The 21635-nt window shown below is 31.1% G+C and carries 17 protein-coding genes and 2 riboswitches; all 17 genes read right to left on the bottom strand.

Translation table 11 applies throughout. The annotated features are described in order from the left end of the window. Window positions 1-10: 10 nt before the first annotated feature. Window positions 11-934 (bottom strand): hypothetical protein, encoded by a 924-nt coding sequence (locus CVU84_00700; GenBank protein ID PKM96267.1) that lies wholly within the window; start codon window positions 932-934, stop codon window positions 11-13. 137 nt (window positions 935-1071) lie between these two features. Further along, window positions 1072-2079, bottom strand: coding sequence for a dTDP-glucose 4,6-dehydratase (gene rfbB / locus CVU84_00705; protein PKM96268.1), 1008 nt, complete (start codon window positions 2077-2079; stop codon window positions 1072-1074). Between the two features lie 40 nt (window positions 2080-2119). Continuing rightward, window positions 2120-2659, bottom strand: a complete 540-nt coding sequence (gene rfbC / locus CVU84_00710) for a dTDP-4-dehydrorhamnose 3,5-epimerase (protein PKM96500.1) — start codon at window positions 2657-2659, stop codon at window positions 2120-2122. Window positions 2660-2689: 30 nt separating this feature from the next. Next, on the bottom strand, window positions 2690-3589 hold the full coding sequence (rfbA, locus tag CVU84_00715) for a glucose-1-phosphate thymidylyltransferase (protein ID PKM96269.1): 900 nt from the start codon (window positions 3587-3589) through the stop codon (window positions 2690-2692). Window positions 3590-3719: 130 nt separating this feature from the next. Then, the gene (locus CVU84_00720; GenBank protein ID PKM96270.1) at window positions 3720-5006 is read right to left on the bottom strand and encodes a hypothetical protein; all 1287 of its coding nucleotides are present in this window, start codon (window positions 5004-5006) and stop codon (window positions 3720-3722) included. A 380-nt stretch (window positions 5007-5386) separates the two neighbouring features. Further along, entirely contained in the window at window positions 5387-7162 is a 1776-nt protein-coding gene (locus CVU84_00725) for a hypothetical protein (protein ID PKM96271.1), read from the bottom strand. Between the two features lie 249 nt (window positions 7163-7411). Beyond that, window positions 7412-9439 (bottom strand): hypothetical protein, encoded by a 2028-nt coding sequence (locus tag CVU84_00730; GenBank protein PKM96272.1) that lies wholly within the window; start codon window positions 9437-9439, stop codon window positions 7412-7414. A gap of 15 nt (window positions 9440-9454) precedes the next feature. Continuing rightward, window positions 9455-9530: riboswitch (cyclic di-GMP riboswitch) on the bottom strand. 88 nt (window positions 9531-9618) lie between these two features. Beyond that, window positions 9619-9700: riboswitch (cyclic di-GMP riboswitch) on the bottom strand. 196 nt (window positions 9701-9896) lie between these two features. After that, on the bottom strand, window positions 9897-10976 hold the full coding sequence (locus tag CVU84_00735) for a hypothetical protein (protein PKM96273.1): 1080 nt from the start codon (window positions 10974-10976) through the stop codon (window positions 9897-9899). 115 nt (window positions 10977-11091) lie between these two features. Next, entirely contained in the window at window positions 11092-12138 is a 1047-nt protein-coding gene (locus CVU84_00740) for a hypothetical protein (GenBank protein ID PKM96274.1), read from the bottom strand. A 163-nt stretch (window positions 12139-12301) separates the two neighbouring features. Then, the gene (mviN, locus tag CVU84_00745) at window positions 12302-13825 is read right to left on the bottom strand and encodes a murein biosynthesis integral membrane protein MurJ (protein PKM96275.1); all 1524 of its coding nucleotides are present in this window, start codon (window positions 13823-13825) and stop codon (window positions 12302-12304) included. 145 nt (window positions 13826-13970) lie between these two features. Further along, complete coding sequence (locus tag CVU84_00750) at window positions 13971-15017, bottom strand: hypothetical protein (protein ID PKM96276.1); 1047 nt, start codon at window positions 15015-15017, stop codon at window positions 13971-13973. A gap of 86 nt (window positions 15018-15103) precedes the next feature. Continuing rightward, on the bottom strand, window positions 15104-16150 hold the full coding sequence (locus CVU84_00755; GenBank protein PKM96277.1) for a hypothetical protein: 1047 nt from the start codon (window positions 16148-16150) through the stop codon (window positions 15104-15106). A 75-nt stretch (window positions 16151-16225) separates the two neighbouring features. After that, the gene (locus tag CVU84_00760; protein PKM96278.1) at window positions 16226-17374 is read right to left on the bottom strand and encodes a glycosyl transferase; all 1149 of its coding nucleotides are present in this window, start codon (window positions 17372-17374) and stop codon (window positions 16226-16228) included. A gap of 74 nt (window positions 17375-17448) precedes the next feature. After that, window positions 17449-18561: a glycosyltransferase family 1 protein gene (locus tag CVU84_00765; GenBank protein PKM96279.1), complete on the bottom strand. Its 1113-nt coding sequence runs from the start codon at window positions 18559-18561 to the stop codon at window positions 17449-17451. 218 nt (window positions 18562-18779) lie between these two features. Then, the gene (locus tag CVU84_00770) at window positions 18780-19757 is read right to left on the bottom strand and encodes a carbamoyl phosphate synthase (GenBank protein ID PKM96280.1); all 978 of its coding nucleotides are present in this window, start codon (window positions 19755-19757) and stop codon (window positions 18780-18782) included. A 58-nt stretch (window positions 19758-19815) separates the two neighbouring features. Further along, window positions 19816-20490 (bottom strand): sugar transferase, encoded by a 675-nt coding sequence (locus CVU84_00775; protein PKM96281.1) that lies wholly within the window; start codon window positions 20488-20490, stop codon window positions 19816-19818. Then, complete coding sequence (locus CVU84_00780; protein PKM96282.1) at window positions 20487-21596, bottom strand: aminotransferase DegT; 1110 nt, start codon at window positions 21594-21596, stop codon at window positions 20487-20489. Before CVU84_00780 ends, CVU84_00775 begins: the two co-directional genes overlap by 4 nt. Window positions 21597-21635 lie beyond the last annotated feature (39 nt).

Here is a 21635-nt window from a genome sequence, read left to right on the forward strand (position 1 = left end):
TATCCCACCTTTATTGATTTAATAATTCTTGTATTTCAGTTAAATCCTGTTCATCATATTCCCCATAATAAATCCCATTAATCATTCTTGAACTTGTCTTCAAAGTTCTTTCATAAATCTCCAATTCATCTTTACTTTCCAATAACGTTAAGTAATTAATCATCTCTAATAGTTCCATATTTGTAACCATATTTCCATACGCTTTATCTAGAACGGGGATTACGTTTTCTATATCCTCATTTTTGATGGTATGAGCCAAGGATTTCACTACTTCTTGCTGTCTATTTATTCTTCCAAAATCTCCATCTGAGTCACTTCTATATCTTACATAGAACAATGCATCTTCTCCATTTAGTATATGTTCTCCTTTAGGTACTTGTACTTGACCGTTGTAACCAAAATCTTTTACTGCATTAACAGTTACACCCTCAAAATCATCCACTATCATTATAAAATCTTCAAAACTAAATTTCAGATAATAGTCAATTGATATATCAAATAAATTCTCAAGAGTTTTTTGCGATAATTCCGGTCCCCCAAAAGCAAAAGCATGATTTATTTTATCTAATTTCATGCCTGGTATTTCAACTCTAGTATCTCGGGGAATAGAAATTAGTATAGCTTTATTGGTTACAGGATAATATTTAATAACCATTATTATATCGCTACGAGAAGTCTCCGTGTCTCTTTCATCAGTTCCTAATATTGAAACTGTAATATTTTTCTTATTCAATCTGTCAATAAGCTCTTTATTATTGTACTCTAATTTTTCGACAATTGACTCGTCTGATTTTACAACATTTGGTACCTCTTGGCTTTTTTTTATCTCTGTTTTAGAAGATGAAGAAAACAATAAATTCCAAATTAAATATAAAAGGCTTATTGCCATAATAATTCCCAATATTGCTTTAAGCTTTTTATTTTGATTTTTCATAGAGTATACCTTTCACTTTCTATTTTATGATTTAAATATCTTATACCCACATTAAATAGGTTCCATTTTTTCAATATACTATACTCCCTAAAAGTATACCATAAAACATTTTTTTTGCAAAGTTAGCTTGAAATATTTTATTTATGGACTTCTTTCAAAAAAATCGGTTTATACCAATCAATGGTCTCCACCATTCCATTTTCAAAGGAATAAATGGGTTCCCATTTTATCTCATTTCTAATTTTTGTATTGTCAATGGCATATCTGCGATCATGCCCTAGTCGATCTTGAATATATTCAATCAAAGTGTCGTTCTTTCCCAATATTTCCAAAATCAGCTTAATAATTTCTATGTTTTGTTTCTCTTGAATGCCCCCAATATTATAAACCTCACCTATGCACCCCATTTGCATAACTTGGTCTATGGCTCTACAATGATCCACTACATGAATCCAATCTCTAATCTGTAAGCCATCCCCATAAACAGGTAGTTTTTCCATCTGCAAGGCTTTTTTTATCATCAAAGGTATCAGTTTTTCTGGGTATTGTCTCGGACCATAATTATTTGAACACCGCGTTATGATTGCTGGAAAATGATAAGTATTATGATACGCCTGTACCAATAAGTCTCCACTCGCTTTACTTGCTGAGTAAGGACTGTTAGGTGACAATGGGGTTAATTCAGTAAATAAACCCTCTTTACCTAAAGCACCATAAACCTCATCTGTCGATATTTGAATATATTTTACTCCTTCTTTATAAACAGGATATCCTTGTTCATCTGTCCCTTCTTCCCAGCTTCTTTTGCTAACATCTAACAATACTCCAGTACCTAAAACATTTGTTCTGATAAAAACATCAGGATCATCAATGCTCCTGTCCACATGTGTTTCAGCAGCAAAATTTACAACATAATGGATTTCATTGCTATTAAAAATTTCCCACAAATGCTCTCTATCAATAATATCTCCTTGAATAAATTTATAGTTATCAAAAGATTTGGCTTCATTCAAATTTTCAAGATTACCTGCATATGTAAGCTTATCAAAATTTATTATAAAATACTCAGGATATTTATTTAATATGTAAGTTATAAAAGTACTTCCAATAAAACCTGCTCCACCAGTAACTAATATTGTTTTCATCTCTTCTCTCCTAAACCGTATATAGATTAATATCTCTTTATCACTTTAAATTGTTAAGTTTATTATCTTTTTCAGATAATAAAACTTCTGAAATACTGTTTATCGGCCAATTTATACCTATTTTAGGATCATCCCACATGACACCACTTTCGTCTTCTGGATAATAATCATTATCAACCATATATAAAAATTCTGCTTCTTCAGATAAAACCAAAAATCCATGTGCAAATCCTCTAGGAATATATAGTTGTTTTTTATTTTGTTCCGAAAGCACTAGTCCAAACCATTTGCCATACGTTGTTGATCCCTCACGCACATCAACAGCCACGTCAAATATTTCTCCTCTCATTACCTTAACCAATTTTGCTTGAGGATAGTTTTTCTGATAGTGTAATCCTCTTAACACACCTTGTTTTGATCGCGAAACGTTAATCTGACGGATTTGCATATCGATACCCGCCTTTTTAAATGTGTCATAGTGAAACCCTTCCATAAAAGAACCTCTTGAGTCCTCAAATACTTGAGGTTCAATCATAATAACACCCTCTAAATCTGTCTCTGTAAATACGAAGTTGCCAATTTTATTCACTTGATATCTCCTTATCATTTTCTAGATAACTGTGTTACCTGCGAAAGTATTATTGAAATCCTCAGATATCATCTTTAAATAATCACCATATTGGGTATTTGAAAATCCATCTGCAAGTATTGTTAATTGCTCTCTGGAAATAAAACCTTTTCTATAGGCAATCTCTTCGATGCATGCCACATAAAAACCCTGTCTTTTTTGTATAGTTGCTACATAATTTGAAGCATCTAATAAACTTTCATGAGTACCCGTATCAAGCCACGCCAAACCTCTACCAAGTAATTTAACACTTAGTTCTCCGCTTTTCAAATATGCTAGATTTACGTCTGTAATCTCCAATTCACCTCTCTGAGAGGGATGAAGCTCTTTTGCAATTTCTACAACTCTATTATCATAAAAATAGAGCCCAGGTACGGCAAAATGCGACTTTGGTACTGTCGGTTTTTCACATATTGAAATAGCTTTTCCATTTTCATCAAATTCGATAACTCCATACGCAGTAGGGTCTTGGAAATAATATCCGAATATAATACTGCCATTTTTTAACTGTGCACACTCTTCAAGTAATTTAGAAAATCCCTGACCATAAAAGATATTGTCACCTAAAATTAGTGCAACGGCTTCATTTCCGATAAAGGTTTCCCCTAGAATAAAGGCTTCTGCTATACCACTCGGCTTTTGCTGCTCAATGTATGAAAGATTAATGCCTAGATGTTCACCCGAGCCTAGTAAATTTTTGTATAGTCCTAAATCCCTTGGTGTTGAAATAATTAGTATTTCACTTATGCCTGCAAGCATTAAAGTTGAAAGTGGGTAATAAATCATTGGTTTGTCAAAAACAGGTAATAATTGTTTAGAAATCGCTTTCGTAATCGGATATAATCGTGATCCGGATCCTCCCGCAAGTATAATACCTTTCATGTCACTTTCCTCCAATATATATGATTAATCTAGTATAAAACCTCTTGTTTCATATACAAATCCAGTGCCTCAGTATAGCTACCTCAAACAATGAATTTTATATGTTGCGAATTAAGACAAATCGTCCACCTTATCTTTTGTATTGTGTACTTAACAATGTCCATAAAATTGATTGCTCATTAAACTCAACATCCTTTAATGTAATCAACTCATCTTTTTGAATGTCTTTTTTTAGTATACAACCTGTAGCCAATGAAACCGGCAAGTAATTTCTCACAGATACCTCTTTGATATCTTCTAATAAACCATAGTAAGTATAACCTCCTATTTCATCCAGTGTATCTCCAGCCTTTAAATCCTTCTTTGCATAAACTAATACATCACATTTTTTCTCTTTTAATGGTTTAATGACGGAGGATTTAAATACAACATTTTTTGCTATTCCCATAAGCATTTCAAAGGCACATAGATGATACGGCTTGTAAAACAAATAATATGGACCATTACCCATTTTATAGTATTTCAAATCACTTACTAGTGCTTTGTTCGTAGTATACCCTATAACAAAAACACCTCCGGTAGGTTCAACATTTCTAACAATCTCTATAACGCCCTTTTTTGATAAAATACCACCATCTTCTTTAAGGCGAATAAGCTCTGTTACGGTATCTAATGAACCCTCAGGGCTATTCATGCCAGGAACATCTGGCACTAAACCTAGGGCATTTGCGGTAATACCCATTTCAATATTCATTTTCGTACCATCTGCAAAGGATGATAGCTTTATTGGATTTTGTTGATACAGATCTGCCCATTTTTGAACGGAAGTAGGATTAGCATAGCGATTGATATAATTTTTAAACTTCCCGACAGCAATAATATCCAAGGCAGTCATTTTAACATAGCTATATAGATTTCGAATTTCTCCTGGCTCATCACCTGAAAATCCTGAATACACCACATTATGTTGATCTGCTAGATTTGAGAAGAAGTGCCCTAAACAAATATCTATTTCTGGACTTGCCACTATATTACAATGATGCTTAATGGTTTCATAGGCAATTTCTGCACCATAAGCCGCATCACCTGTTAAATCTGCAACAATGTCAATATTTGCTTCAAACGCAAGTTGATAATTTTTGATTGCTGCAATCTCACCATTCTTTCTTGCCTGATTAACATCTTCTGGAGAATTGCATATTCTGATTTTATATATGCGTTCACAGTTGTCTAAACACCGATATAACTTGTCAATATCCCTATATACGACAACCGCTGGGAAAAAAAATTCTCTTTCCATTCTCGACATTTCAATAATTAATCCTTGAGCAATAAAACCGATTCCTACCACACACACCCTAATTGGTCCAGTAGCTTCAGTATACGATTCCAAAGATTCCTGTAAATAAGTGTACATTTTTATTCCCCCATTTTTTTATCAATTGTATAATTCCTCTATTATTTTAAACCCATCTTACCTGGTTGTCAACTATATATCAATATTCTATTTTATATTTTACTTTTATACCTTGAGTGCATGCTTTATATTTATTTATTATTCGATTAAATAATATGATTTGTAAATGTGTCAAGTTCAGAAAATCGTTTGCTACTTTTAAGTATATTTAAACAATTGAACAACAATAATAGCATTATGAATCATTACACATCACCTTTTTGTACAGTATAACAAGCAAAAACACTTGGCTTTCCTTAGATACAAAAAAATCCAATTTAGTTATACTCGCCTTAACTAAATTGGATTTTTTATATTTTTTGGACATAAATTAAGTAAAACTAATATTTTTTTACTATCTTCGATGTTATAAATGATCCTGTTTTATTATCATTGTATTTATTTGCAACTGAATTGAATTTGTGATTAGGTGCCACATAAATAAAGTGCGTAGTTATGTTGCTCGGAGAAGTAACGGAATTTTTTTCAATAATCATATTATCACTACCTCCACCATAAAAAATGATTGCAAAGCCTTCTTTTGATTTCTTAGAAACTACACCACAATCTTCAAAAGTGTTTTTTGTAATCGTTACACTGCTGGCATTGTTAATTAGTAATCCAGCACCATCTTCAGTATGACCTAGTTTTACAAAGGAATTACCTACCACATTCACATCAAGCACCTTTTTACCACCAAGACCTAAGCCTAAACCACTATTGCAATTTTGCAACAAATTCTCTTGGATATTTAATCCTCTAATGCCTTGCGCTTGTATAGGAGCAAAGCAATTTTTAATTGTATTCTTCAAGATATTAATGTTTAGCTTCGGAATAGAATCATTCATAACTTCATATGCCTGTGTTAAATGAATACCAATATATGCACCATCAATAACATTTCCTTCTATTACTATGCCTTCTGTAGGTCCCAATAACATTGTACTTAGATAATTAGGGTTATAATATACAATACCTATTGTTCCTATATCATTAAAATAATTGTTTTTAATAGTAATGTCTTTAATAATTGTCCACTCAATACTATTTTTATGGTTAGGTTCAATACAAATTGCTCCTGGCATATCGCTTCTACTAATACGCTTAAATTTATTATTTTCTATAAGTATGTCTGAGCCATCAAGTATACTTATGCCATTTCTATTGTCCTTATTAATCCCATCAAACTGCGAATTTCTAATTGTTACATTTGAAACATGTCTTTCTTTCTTAGACTCTACTCCAATAAAAATACCATCACCTCGAAAACCTTCAAACATAACCGTGTCTACTAATATATTAGAACATGAGTTTAATGAGAGTAAGTGCACCCATTCACTGAATCCTTCAGAATCAACAGTACCTTGTAGTTTAAGATTTTTTATTTCAACATTTTGAATGCTTCCTACTAATTTTTTATTACCATTTGGTTGATTTGTATCAATTCCACCTTGATTTATACCTAAAAGTGATTGAAACTTATGTTCTTCTACTTTTTGTTGAAGTACAGAGTTCCACCCATCTCCTATGATCGAAATATTAGACTTTAATTTAATATTATTGCAAAGATAATTACCTTTAGGGATATAAACTATGCCTCCCTCATCTCCTAAAAAATCGATAGCATCTTGAATAGATTTTGTATCATCAGTAATGCCATCACCCTTAGCACCAAACGCTACTATATTTACTTTATTTCGTTCGGATAAATCTGATGCCCCCAGGGCTACAGCACGATATTTTTTATCAATACTAATAAATGGTGATTCAATTTTAGCAACATTAGCAACATTAGCAACATTAGCAACATTAGCAACATCAGCAACAATAACAGGTGAAATGTTGTTTGTTATAGAATCAATTTCACTATCTGCACCAGAATTTTCTATGATTCCTTCATAGGTTCCCGAATCATCTATACTGTTATTGATTTCTTTATCATCTATTTTATAAAGAATAGTTGATTCCGATACTTCCATAACTGGAATTTCTTCGCTTGTATTAATTTCTGTAGAAGATGAGGAAAACATTATAATGAGATACAAAAAGCTAAATGAAATAATAATTCCCAATATTACTTTTTTATTTTTATTTTGGTTTTTCATAATTAATTCCATCACCGTCTCTTTCTTTTATATTCTAGTAAAAGAGTATCACAATACATTTTTTTTTTCAACATATAAAACAAAATGTTTGTAGAATGAAATACAAATGAAATATAAATGAAATATAAGTTAAGTTTATTCAAATGAATAATCGACATTTTCTAATAATAATTACTCTTTTTTAACAAATAAAAACAACCCCGAATATGTTTCATTTGCATAACACGGGATTGTTTTTATTATTCTACAATTCTTGAGTTTTTATAATTTTACGATTTTAGATGAACTAAAACCACCTGTAATATTACCGCTGTATGTATTCGTAGTTGCATTAAAAGTATGATTAGAAGCTACGTAGATAAAGCTTGTGGTTATATTATTTGGGGATGTTACTGTATTTTTCGTAAAAATTATGTTATCGGTAGTTCCACCATAAAATATGATAGCAAACCCTTCTTTGTACTTAGTAGATACCACTCCACAATCTTCAAACTTGTTGTTTTCAATTGTTATCCTGCTTGCAGTTCCAATAAATAATCCAGCAGCATCCTCTGTAGAACCGAGTCTTACAAAAGAATTGCCATTTACATTTACATCAAGTACTTTTTTACCACCTAGGCCTAAGCCTAAACCGCTATTACAATTTTCAAATAAGTTTCCTCGAATACTTAATCCTCTAATACCTTGAGCTTGAACAGGTGCTAAACAATTTTTAATTGAATTGTTTACTATATTAATGTTTAGTTTAGGAACTGAATCATTCATTGTTTCATAAATCTGCGATAAATAAATCCCAACATATGCTCCATCAATAACATTGCCTTCGATAGTTATTCCATCCGTAGATCCTTTAAGCATTTCACTTTGGTTATTAGGATTGAAATATACAATAGCTATTGCTCCAATATCTTTAAATGAATTATTTTTTATAGTAATATTTTTAAGAATTGTCCATTTGATACTTTCATTATGATTAGGTTCAATATCAATTGCTCCTGGCATATCCTTTCTAGTAGTATGCTCAAACGAATTGTTTTCTATAAGTATGTTTGAACCATCGAGTATACTAATACCATTTCTGTTATCTTTATTAATCCCATTAAATTGCGAATTTCTAACGTTCACATCTGAAACATGTCTTTCTACCCTTGACTCCACACCTATAAATATACCATCACCACGATAACCTTCGAATTTTACTGTATCGACTAATATATTAGAACATGAATTAAGTGTAAGTAAGTGTACCCATTCACTGAATCCGTCAGAATCAACTGTACCTTTTAACTTAATATTTTTAATTATAACATTATTAATACTTCCTAACAAATCGTTGTTACCTTCTGGTTTAAGCGTTCCAGCTCCACCTGAATTTATACCTAAAAGCGATTGGTATCCAGTTAATCCTGATTTTTGTTGAATTATAGATTCCCAACCATCTCCCATTATTGTAACATTAGACTTTAATTTAATATTATTAGCGATAAAGATACCTTTTGGAAAAAATATTACGCCTCCATTTTCACCTAAAGAATCAATCGCATTCTGTATAGATTTTGTATCATCGGTGAATCCATCTCCTTTAGCTCCGAAACTTACTACATTTATGTATTCAGATGGTAATTGTACATCAATACTAATTTCAGGTTGAGGCTCGTCAATAACTACTGGTTCGTTAATGACTACTGGTTCGTTATTGACTACTGGTTCGTTATTGACTACTGGTTCGTTATTGACTACATTTTCTTCTTGATCTATTATCGTATTTACTGGTTCACTCTCACTAACTATTACTGGTTCATTAGATACTTCTTTAGTTAATAATTGTGCATTATATGCCAACTGATTGGCTTTTAATTGTTCATTATATGCTAATTTATTAACTATTAATTGTTCGTTGTATATTGTTTTATTTAACTCAAGTTGTTTTTGATAATTTAGCTTGTTACTTGCTAACTGATTTGTATAAACTATCTTATTACTATTTATCTGTGAGGCATTAGCTCCAATATTAGCTAATTTTAGTTCTTCACTTGCTAATACATTCGCTTGTCTATAATCATTATTTGCTAACGCATTTGCTAATCTTAGTACTTCGTTTGTTGCTGCATTCGCTTTTTTATATTCTTCAAGAGCTGTCAAGTTTGCTACTTTTAGTTGTTCTGTTGTCAACACCCCATATTCTACAACTGTTGTTTCAGCCGCAATACTTGTATTTACAAATATTGAAGACTGAATGATACCTGCTAATAATAATACTGATAGTGCAAACGCTACTATTTTTTTCATAATTATTCCTCCATTTTAGGAAACTGGCTGCCATTTTACAGGCCCTGTAGTTTTGCGTCTTAGCTTTTCAGCTAATTTGCCTTTTGCATTTGAAGTACAATTAATTAAAATCTAATTTTTTGCACTTTTAGTTTCTTATTAAGTTTGTACCCACATTTTTAGCAACATAAAAACTCCCCTTTGGGAACCGGCTGCCACCTATAATATAGAAGGCCCTTGGCTTTGCGTCCTATTCTTTCGAATAGTTTGCCTTTATCAGTAGAAGTTCAATAAATAATCTAAAAAGTATATTCTGTAATGCTATTATGTTTAAATTAAATTCACTAATTTTAACCCCATTAAAAATATATAAAGATATACCTATTAATGTTTGTACACTAATATTATCACCTTTAACCAATAATTGCAACCCTATTTTATAGGAATATAGTCCTGTTTTATGTGTCCACTTACATAATTAAATAGAAAATATCCATTGATATGGTACTGTTTGATTATTATTAAAATGAAATAAAAAGATTAACCAAATAACAATCAGAATAATTAAAATCAAATAACTAATTACAACTAATTTCATTGAATTCAATATCCTTATGTAATAGGGTATTACAAATGTAAAAGCTGAAAAAAATACAATACTTGCTCGTAATGAAATTGTTGCAAATACTCCTCTACTGGCAAATTGTATAATAAACCCAATTACTAAGAGCATATAATAAAATACAAATCTATGGTCATGCTTTTTAATGAAGCTATACAAAAAAATTCCTGGTAATATATAGGGTAAGTTTGATATATCCATCATAAGATGCCCCTGTGATTCAGCTACTGCGTTGTCCAAATAAACTCCATACATATATAAAACAGGAAAAATATTAATGAGTTTCAATAAGATTAAATCAGCATAAAGTACCAGGAGCATAATAATCCCCCAAAGTAGAAACTGTAAGGATAACCTTGTTTTTTTCTCAACTATAAAATACATAAAATATACGGGTATAAAGAACAAAGCTGTAGTATGAATACTAGCAGAAAATAAAACACAAATCATAAATTTTATAATCTTTTTCTTAAAGACATATTTAGTGCTAAATAGTAGTATTGCAACGGCTAATAATTGTCTTACATTATTAAATGAAGCTTGATAATTAACCAACATATAAACAAACATACCTATTCCTACGCTTAGTTTGTCTTTATGTTCATATAGTGCTAAATAAACAAATAATATAGTTAGTAACGAAACTACAAAAAAACCAACCTGTGCATTTCCACCTAACAAAGATATTGCTTTATTAAGCAAATTATATCCTATTTCGATTCTATTTTCAATATTATTCTTGCTTTGCTCAAAGGTTATTACATAATTATAATAATCAGTACCAATACCATATCTTACACCAGAAAAAAAAGCTGGAACAATTAACATTAATAACGCAAAATAAGCTTTTATAAATTTATTTTTTATTTTCACTGTACATTCTGCAAGTATACTAGTTGTTAAAATAATTCCACCGTATAATATAATTGATCCCACTTAAGTCTCCTTATTAACAATATATTTTACAAATATGTTGTTTCATAATATTTATGTATTTAAATGACACTTTTGATACCCATAAAATTTTTCTAACCTATTCTCAAGTTAATTGCTAGTTTTTCTTTGATGTCACAAGCATAAATCTCATCCATTCTATTATCGAAGTAATCAAGTATAATCTTTTTGATAAGAGAAAAAAAACAATATCTGTATGTAATTTGTTAGATTTATTCTTAATTAATTGTGTTGATCTCGATGTTATACCCTGTCTTATCCAATGATAATAAATTTCCTCATTCAACATTTCTTTAATTTTCGACCGCAAGAATGCAATTCGATTGTTGTAACTATAACAATTAAATACTGTAGTTGAAAATCCCCTAAATACAATCAATGGTAATACTTTTTTCATATCCTCAAGGATTCCATTGGTTGTTGCCAAATCTATAACTTCTTTCATCGCAATCGCATATGTACTGATTTGGCTCTCTGAATATTTATGTGTAATGGATGATTCATTTGCGAAGTAGTAATACAAGCTCTCATTTATAAAGGATATTTTCGGCATAAACGTTAATAATTTTAAATTCAGAATCATATCTTCACCTAAAGGTAGTCGAACTGAGTTGCAATCGTAATTGAGAATCATTTCCGACTTAAAAAGTTTATTACATAGGGAAGCTCCTTCATATTCAAAGAAGTATTTATAGCTTTCTTCACTTATATTATCTGAAGTTATTTTAACTATAAATTCTGACCCAGATACATTACTTACTATTTTATCTAAACTGTATGCTTTCATAATGCTACACATTACGATATCTGAACCTTCGCTCGCAGCATGATTATATAATGTTTCTAGCATGTCCGGTGCAATCCAATCATCTGAATCTACAAAGGAAATGTATTTACCCCTAGCTAGCTTTATTCCGGCGTTTCTAGCCGCTGCTTGTCCTTGATTTTTTTGATTTAAGCCTATGATTCTTTTGTCTTTAATTTTATATTCATCAATGATCTTCAAAGAGTTATCCGTAGAACCATCATTTATTAAAATGATTTCTAAATCGGATAAACTTTGATTACAAACTGAATCAAGACATCGACTCAAATACTTTTCAACATTATAGATCGGTATGATAACAGTAATTTTAGGTTTCATTCTTTCTTTCTCCTTTCCGCAAGGTGCACCTATTGAATTTTTATGATCCTAGGTTTTCCTTACTTAATACGCAGTACTATATGCCCATATATAAAATTGCATCCAATTCATAAGGATACTATTGGTGACTTCAGTTTTTTTATGTTAAACCTATTTTTTTATGTTAAACATGTTTTTTTCTTGTCTTACCCCTTATCTGTATAATAATCTCTTCAATTTCAGGCACTTTCATTGCAAGAATTATGGCTCCGTACAAAAGCACCCCAATAGCAATTGCAATAAACAATCCTAAAGTATGACCAACACCACTAATAAGTCTATGGTAACTGAAATAAGATCCTGCTCCCATTATAACCGAGGCTATTAATATTTTTATTGACGACATTAATATTTTTTTTATACCAAGCTGTCCTGTTTTTTTCCTTAGGCTCCTAATTAAAAGTACCGAACATATCACTGCAGATATACTTGTTGCTAACGCAAGCCCTGAAATTCCCATAACTTGAGATAAAACAATATTTAGTATGATATTAATGACTACCGTCAACACCCCGTTATACATGGGAGTTTTGGTGTCCTGTAATGCATAAAAAGTCCTTGATAAAACCTCCTGCACCCCGAATGCCACCATGCCGATTGAATAAAAAAACAACGCTCCTGTCGTCAACACCACCGCCCTTTCGTCAAAAGCACCTTGACCGAACATCATCTGCACTATTGGTCTAGCAAACACCATCGTACCAACTGTTGCAGGTAAAATCAATAACATAATCGCATTAATTGATTTTGCAACCACGATCTTTAATTCGTCGTCTCTTCCTTCAGACGCCATCTGCGAAATTTTAGGATAAATCACCACTACGATTGAGTAAACAAACATACCCTGCACAAAACCATTCAGTTTTGCTGCATAACTCAACGCCGATATTCCACCAACCACAACTGATGAGGCCAATGTACGATCCACCAATGTATTTATTTGATTAACAGACGTTCCAATAATCACAGGCATTGCCAGTACAAGCATTGTCTTAATGTGTTCATCCTTGATTGATATCACCGCTCTATGACGATAACCCAATTTATATACCGATGGAAGTACAAATAACAATTGAAGAAAACTCGACAACATCGTTCCCCATATTAGAACACTTGAATTAGTTTTATGACTAATCACAATTGCAGCAATCACTGCAAAATTTAATGGAAAGCCAACGAGTGCAGGAATAACAAACCGATCTTTTACTTGAAGAAACGCCATCAAAATAGCCAGCGCACCTGAAGCTAACACACCGATGACGTTCAATCTTGTAAATACTATTGCAAGTTCAAGTGTCTCTCCTTCAAATCCAACTGCAAAGATCTTAACCAACGGAGTTGTGAATAAAAATACGATTAAAATAAGCACCCCAGATAACAAAATGCTCATATTGATTAGGTTACTCGTAAAATAATTGGCTGCTTTTTCACCGTCATCATTCTTTATTCTACCGTACATTGGTATAAATGTATTTGTAATTGCTGTAAATAAAAAGGAAAAGAGCGTTGCCGAAATTGTAATTGCTATCAAATACACGTCTGTTAGCTCTGATGCGCCGTAATAGTAAGATAGCGCCACTTCTCTCATAAAACCAAACACTTTCGAGATGATGGTAATAATCATGATGACCAATGCTGCTTTTCTCATCAGTAAACTCCCTTATTAATTTGTTTCTTATCGTTATTAAATATATAACACAAGATTATTAACGAATCACTTTTGCATAATATTCAAATTAGCAAATATGTATACCGTAGTCAATGAAATACCTTTTTGATTAGTTTAGCGCTGGTTAACGACATTGCTTTCTCGATATTCTTACAACAATACTATAGTATCCCATCAGGTAAATACCTAACCCATATTTCATTGCAAATAAAACAAGTTTTTTCCTTATCTTATATCCACTTGTGTTTATGCCATTTAAAATTTCATGCAACTTATCATTTCTACATAGTTCATTGATTACTCTTGTTTTTTCCCAAACGCTCTTATGATTGTCCTTATGCACTTCATTCGTTATAGAAGTAATAAACATATTAACATATCTAATATTTAATTTGTTTTGAACTATACCTACTATATTCTCATTTATTAATATTTTCATTGTAGCATCAAATACTTGTAGGTGCATCTTTAGTATATCTTTTTTATACAATGAAGAAAGTGAATTCAAGTTATTGACATAGTGATAATAAAACCCTCTATTGACACTAACTATATCACTTTTCGAGAATGCTTCAATACAAAATACGAAATCTTCCATTAAATGAATATCTTCTCTAAACATTAAATTGTATTTATCGAATAATTCTTTTTTAACAATTAATCTCCATACACTCGCCATTATATTTTCTGATTTGCTGTTCAAATCTGAAGTTGATATCATATTAATAATAATATTGTAAATAATCTCCTCACCTTGTAGCAAGTTCTGCTCAATACCCAGCGCAATAGGTATCGATTTATTATTAGTATCGACTTTATAGTTACACATACATATATCTGCTTGAATTTCACTCATTTGTTGATACATATTTTCATACATTTCAAGCTCTATCCAATCATCAGAATCTACAAAGCCTATATATTCTCCTGTTGCAACCTCAAGTCCAGCATTTCTAGCAGAAGATGACCCACCATTTGGTTTATCAATTACTATTATACGGTGATCTTGTTTTGCATACTTTCGGCAGACAGATAGACTATGATCAGTAGAACCATCATTAACTAATATTATTTGTATTTCCTGTAATGTTTGATTTATAATGCTATTAATACATTTTTCCAAGTATTTAGATGTATTATAAACTGGTACTACGATGCTCACTTTTGCCATAATTTAAGTCTCCTTAAATGAATAGCTTGTGGATTGTGGGTGTGGAGATTATAACAAATATTGTTTTTAATTGATTTAGCTAAAAACTAACGGCATTGCTTTCTCGAAACCCTAACAATAAAACTATAGTATGCGAACAAGTAAATACTTATAACATATTTCACAGCAAAAATCACTAGCTTTTTCCTTAAAGTATAACCCCTTGTATCTATACACTTTAAGATTTCTTGCAATTTCTCATCACGACATAGTTTATCAATCACTCTGATTTTTTCACTTATGCTCTTATGATTATCCTTATGTACTTCATTTGTTATTGCAGAAATAAACATATTCGCATATCTTATACCTAATTTGTTTTCTATTAAATCAATTTTGTTTTCTTGAGTAAATATTTTCACTAAAGCATCAAACGTCTTTTTTTGTATGCCTAGCATATCTTCTTTATATGTTGCAGAGAATGAATTTACATAATTCACATAGTGGTAGTAGCATCCTTTATCAATACTAACTCGATTTGTTTTCAAAAATGCTTCCATACAAAATACAAGATCATCCATTATAAGAATATCCCCATGAAACCTGATATTATTTTTTTCAATAAATTCTTTTTTCACAATTAATCTCCATACACAAGCCATGATATTCTTTGAATTACTGTCTAGATTTTCAGTTGATACCATATTCAATATAATACTATGAAAAATTGCATCATCTTGCAGTAAATCCTCATCTATGTCCAAATATATAGGTATAGATTTATCCATAACATCAGATTTATAGTTACACATACATATATCTGTTTGGGCTTGTTTAACTTGCTGGTACATATTTTCATACATATCAGTTTCAATCCAATCATCCTGGTCAACAAAACCGATATATTCTCCTGCAGCATTCTCTATCCCAGTATTTCTACCAGAAGCTAATCCTCCATTAGATTTATCTATTACTATAATACGCTTATCTTGTTTTGCATACTCTTGACAAATAGACAAACTATCATCTGTGGAACCATCATTAACTAAAATAATTTGTATGTCTTGTAATGTTTGATTTAAAATACTTTCAATGCTTTTTTTCAAATAATTACTTCCATTATAAACAGACATAATAATACTTACTTTTTCCACATCAATTATCTCCCCTAATTGTTTTTTTCCCGTAGATTGCTACTTCTAAACTTGTACAAATTTCAATTTCTTTCATTAATGATTTGCATTTTCAAATATTTCTTTATAAAAAAGGTCTCTCCTTTGATCTAAAATAGCCTTATCAAAGTCCTTTGCACGTTTAAAGCTGGCAATTGCTCTGTCTATTAGATTGCCATTTATCATATTAATCATAACTCTTCCTAAATCATCCGTATTTTTTCTTTTAAAAATAAAATTCTTTTCAATTAATTCAGGAATTCCCCCTACATTTGTTCCTATAACCGGACAAGCCCTACTAAGAGCCTCTACAATTGAACGTGGCAAACCTTCAGTATCACTTGGTTGTATATATATATCAATCAAATCCAACCATTCAAAGATATCCTGATGTTTCAAACTCCCTTTAAATATAACATGATCTATGATACCTAATTTTTGAGCTAGTCTCCTTAATTTTTCATCACTTCCACCACCAACTAGTTGGTACTCTAAATTATATCCTTTCTTAATTAACTTGGCCATAGCCTCTAAAACATACCTTTGCCCTTTATATTTAACATATACCGCGCCTATTGTACCAAGTATAATCTTATGATCTTTTTCCATATTTTTAATTTTATGTATTCTTTTTTCTAATATCATATTATCAATTTGGCCTAAATCAACATCTGAACATCCAATGAATTTTCCTCGGGTAGGGTATCTTTTTTGCAAAAAGCTTTCCGTTACATAAATAGTATTTGATGCTCTTAATAGTAGCAATCGTAATTTCAAAAAATAATACGGAGCAATTATCTTGCCTTTCCAACTATGATTCCATAGTGAGCCTAATACACAGCCTACCATCTCAACTATAATAATTTTATTAGATTTTCTTGCATACTTTTCAACAAACCTACCCATTGTACTTGGCAAACGTATAATAACAACATCTGAAGAATCTATTAACTGTTGTATTCTTTTTTTAGTTTCGGAATAAAATAATTCATTGTAATTATTAATACCCTCAAACACAATTCTATCATCAAGAATCGGTGTCAGTGTATTTTTTACATCGTCCTTAGTAGTACTTCTTGATAAAAAAGTAATTCTATCAAAATATTTAAAATATCTTTCAAAAACTCCAATAGAATATGAAGCATCAAAATAATATATACCTTCACTATTTATTACTCTAATGTCATGTGCAAATAATAATTTCATTAAATATTACCTCCAACATGCTTAATATTTAAATATTAATTTTTTATACAAAATACAAGGATTGACATCGCAATTTATAAATACTCATTATAGATTACAGCCATTTCTTTTATCGTGTTTTCAATTGAATATTTTTTAATAATTTCTATATTGTTATTTGCAAATCTCATTCTATCTATAGGTGAATCATATAATTTCAGTATAGCGTCACAAAAGTCTTGTGTGTTCTCTATGCCAATAATATATCCATTTTCATTATTTTTAACTAAATCTCTATTTCCTCTGCAATCTGTTACAATCATAGGTAGTCCTGTTGCAATTCCTTCCATTACATTAACTGGCAAACCTTCTTGCCGCGAAGAAGATACTGCTACATCTGATAGCATCATAAGATCTACTATATCATTTCTCTTACCCAATAAGAATACATATTCTTCTAATCCTAATTTAATAATCTGATCCTTATATTGGTCGTAAAAACATCCTTCTCCTGCAAGCAATAATTTTATACCAGCTATGTTTTCCTTTACGCAACTAATTGCATTAATTAGTAGATCTTGGTGTTTTCTATAACTAAGCTCTCCCGCAAATGTTAAAATGAAATCGCTTTTTTTATATCCGTAATGTTTTCTTAATTGATCTTTTTTTTCTGTTGTTTGTGGTTTGTAGACAGTCAAATCAACCCCTATACCATTCACAAATCGTGTATTGTTTTTCGCTAAATGATTGCGGGATATATTATAATCCTCATCATTCATTGTAATAATACAGTCTGTATATCGTGCCATAAGCTTTTCAATTGGATAGTACAATAACCAATTAATAATTGGCGCACCTTTAAAAAAGTGAAATCCATGCGCTGTATACATTACTTTTGCACCTTTTTTTCTTACTCTTCTTGCAGCTAATCGAGTAATAAAACTAGCCATTGGTGTATGACAATGAATTAATTTATAATCATTCTCTTCAATAATCTTCTTCAACTGTTTATAGGCCAATATATTGGTAAATTTAAATGGTGATCGTTCAAATTGAATATTATGTTTCATATGAACATAAGGAATCTTACCGTTACCATTACTTGCTGTATGCACTTCATATCCTTGATCATTAAACCATTTTATATAAGGAATATGAAATCCTATTAGATGTCCATCTATTGATGCTGTAAAAAGAATTTTTTCCATTTATCATTCCTGCCTTTGTATATAGCTCATTAAGGGAAATTATCATTTAAAAATTTCCCAAATTATTATTTTATCTTTTATATATCTTACGTTTTATGCATTTCATCTATTGCAACCACAACCAACAAAGTCAGACTTATGTAATTGGCATTTGCTTTAGACATAAAAATATATAATATGTCTCTACAAGCTCTTCTACAAAAGCCAGTATCCGTTTTTTACTTAGCCAAATCTTTCTTTCTTTTAATAACAATACTATCATACATCATCATCAGTATATCTTCTTCATAATCTCCAAATTTGGGCTCATTTTCTATACCTTTTAAATTATTAATTATCAGCTTAATAAAATCTACACCACAACCATAAGCATGTAAGTACGCGCCACCAAACCTCGGATTAATTTCTGAGATAAAGTATTCACCGTCTCTGTAAAAGAAGTCAATATCTATCGGTCCATTAAATTTAAATTTTGATATGATTTCTTCCACTAGACGAAATAACTTCTCATCCTTAAATGAAATTGTCTTATTGGCTCCACCAATCTTTGTTTCTAATTTTTTCTTAGCAAATATGCTAACAGGCTTTTTACTTATAGTATCAATGTATACATCAACATCTAAGTCGATACCATCCATGAATTCTTGAATAATAAGATTTTGTTCCTTATCGCAAATCGTTCTTAGTTGTTCATACGATTCAATTTTTCTTGCTCCCTCACTGCCGCTACCCGTACGAGGTTTTATAAATACTGGCAATTGACATTTACCATTTTCAAAGTCTTCTTTAAAACAATTGAAAGTGTTATAGGTTTTAATAGTATTGATATTGTTTTTATATAAAAACTCATACATCTCGTATTTGTCAAAACACAATTTTGCAGTGTCAACAAATGGCGCTAAGACCTCTACTCCAATTTCTTTAAAAATCTCTCTATTTTTTGCTAACAACTCTATTTCTAGATCAATGAATGTTGTTATTGCGTCTATATTCTCATTTTTACAAATATCTATTATTATCGAAATATAGTTTTCATCTGTTATTCTAGGAACTACATATTGTTTATCCGCAAAATATAATGCAGGTGCGTTATTGCTACAATCAGTTGCAATAATGCTAGAATTAGCATCTAATGAATTCTTAAAATATTTAATCAACTCTCCTCTTCTTCCTACACTACAAAATAAAAAATTCATTTAAAACCCTCCATGTTTATTTATTACTTAACCTTTACTACGAGAATTAACTAACTTTTCAGTTAATTATATCACTCTCTTCCTTATTATTAGTGCCTTCAAATCTCTCCATCATTTCCTCTCCTGACTTGTTAATTCCATCTTTCACAAGAACCTGCTTTAGTGTCAGTAGTATTATCTTCAAATCACCTATAAAACTGATTGTATCCAAATATTGAATATCAAGGCTAAATTTTTCTTCCCAACTAATTTTATTTCTACCATTTACTTGCGCCAATCCTGATAAACCAGGTCTTACCTCATGACGACGTCTTTGCTGACTATTGTAAAGTGATAAGTATTCAATTAATAATGGCCTTGGTCCCACAAAAGCCATATCACCCTTTAAAATATTGAACAGTTCTGGTAATTCATCAAGAGATGTGCTTCTTAATAGATTCCCAAAGCTTGTTAAACGTTCCTCAGCTGATACTAGTTCTCCATTTTCATCACGTTTATCAGTCATTGTCCTAAATTTATAAAGTGTAAAATGTTTTTCATCAATCCCAGGCCGTTTCTGTTTAAATATCACCGGAGTTCCCATTTTCACTCTTACCAACACAGCCACAACTAGAAAAAGAGGAAAAAAGATGATAATTGCTAATAATGACAAAATAAAGTCCATTGGCCTCTTGATATATCTTCTATAAATGCCTCCATTGGAAGTCCTATTATTTTCAATTTTCATTTTCATCTCCACAAGCTCTTTATTATCGTTACTATCCTATTTAAATCACTATCTGTCATTTTCGTATCACTTGGCAAACAAATACTATTTTCAAATATTTTCTCTGACACACCATTACCTATGAAGTCATATTCTTCAAAGAAAGGCTGCATGTGAATGGGTTTCCATATTGGCCTAGACTCAATATTTTCTATTTCCAAAGCCTCTATAATATCTAAAGGTCTAACTTTTCCACTTAAAGTCATACAGCTTAGCCAATAGTTCGGTTGATTCCATTCATTTTCTGGCATCATCTCAACACCTTCTAGAATACCTAACTCCTGCTTATAAAACATAAATATTTCTCTTTTTCTCTTTACCCGCTGATCTAAAACCTTAAGCTGTCCTCTTCCAATGCCAGCAATAACATTGCTCATTCTATAGTTATACCCAAGCTCTGAATGCTGATAGTGCCTAGCTTGATCTCTGCTCTGAGTTGCCCAAAACCTCACTTTTTCAATTCTTTCCTCATTATTAGATACAAGCATCCCGCCACCAGAAGTTGTGATGATTTTGTTACCGTTAAACGAAAAAATACCATAATCACCAAATGTTCCCATATGTTTACCCTTATATAAAGAGCCTAATGATTCAGCTGCATCCTCGATCAGTTGCACATTATGCTCCTTACAAATTTTCACAATTCTATCCATATCTGCTGATAAACCATATAGATGTACGACCATTACTGCTTTCGGCGTATATTTCTTAAACGCCTCTTCAAGCGCAACTGGACTCATATTCCATGTTTCATAATCGCTATCGATAAAAACGGGTACTGCATTTTGATATATGATTGGATTAATTGTTGCGGCGAAAGTAAGAGACGGACAAAACACTATATCTCCAGCTCCCACTCCAGCAGCTTTTAATGCAAGATGGATTGCAGCAGTACCTGTAGTTAATGCGGCACCGTATCCAATTCCTACATATTTTGCTAACTCTTTTTCAAATTCATTTACATTTTTTCCAAGTGGTGCAATCCAGTTGGTATCAAATGCCTCCTGAATATATTGCATTTCATAACCTTCATCACTCATATGCGGTGATGAGAGATATATTTTATTTTCCATCTAATTTTTTCCTATCCTATTTTTTTCTTGAAAATATAC

The organism is Firmicutes bacterium HGW-Firmicutes-1 (assembly GCA_002841625.1).
GTDB lineage: Bacteria > Bacillota > Clostridia > Lachnospirales > Vallitaleaceae > HGW-1.

Coding starts and splice junctions, on each gene's coding strand:
- CVU84_00700 (PKM96267.1), bottom strand. CDS start 934: ATGAAAAATCAAAATAAAAAGCTTAAAGCAATATTGGGAATTATTATG.
- rfbB (PKM96268.1), bottom strand. CDS start 2,079: ATGAAAACAATATTAGTTACTGGTGGAGCAGGTTTTATTGGAAGTACT.
- rfbA (PKM96269.1), bottom strand. CDS start 3,589: ATGAAAGGTATTATACTTGCGGGAGGATCCGGATCACGATTATATCCG.
- CVU84_00720 (PKM96270.1), bottom strand. CDS start 5,006: ATGTACACTTATTTACAGGAATCTTTGGAATCGTATACTGAAGCTACT.
- CVU84_00725 (PKM96271.1), bottom strand. CDS start 7,162: ATGGAATTAATTATGAAAAACCAAAATAAAAATAAAAAAGTAATATTG.
- CVU84_00730 (PKM96272.1), bottom strand. CDS start 9,439: ATGAAAAAAATAGTAGCGTTTGCACTATCAGTATTATTATTAGCAGGT.
- CVU84_00740 (PKM96274.1), bottom strand. CDS start 12,138: ATGAAACCTAAAATTACTGTTATCATACCGATCTATAATGTTGAAAAG.
- mviN (PKM96275.1), bottom strand. CDS start 13,825: ATGAGAAAAGCAGCATTGGTCATCATGATTATTACCATCATCTCGAAA.
- CVU84_00750 (PKM96276.1), bottom strand. CDS start 15,017: ATGGCAAAAGTGAGCATCGTAGTACCAGTTTATAATACATCTAAATAC.
- CVU84_00760 (PKM96278.1), bottom strand. CDS start 17,374: ATGAAATTATTATTTGCACATGACATTAGAGTAATAAATAGTGAAGGT.
- CVU84_00765 (PKM96279.1), bottom strand. CDS start 18,561: ATGGAAAAAATTCTTTTTACAGCATCAATAGATGGACATCTAATAGGA.
- CVU84_00770 (PKM96280.1), bottom strand. CDS start 19,757: ATGAATTTTTTATTTTGTAGTGTAGGAAGAAGAGGAGAGTTGATTAAA.
- CVU84_00775 (PKM96281.1), bottom strand. CDS start 20,490: ATGAAAATGAAAATTGAAAATAATAGGACTTCCAATGGAGGCATTTAT.
- CVU84_00780 (PKM96282.1), bottom strand. CDS start 21,596: ATGGAAAATAAAATATATCTCTCATCACCGCATATGAGTGATGAAGGT.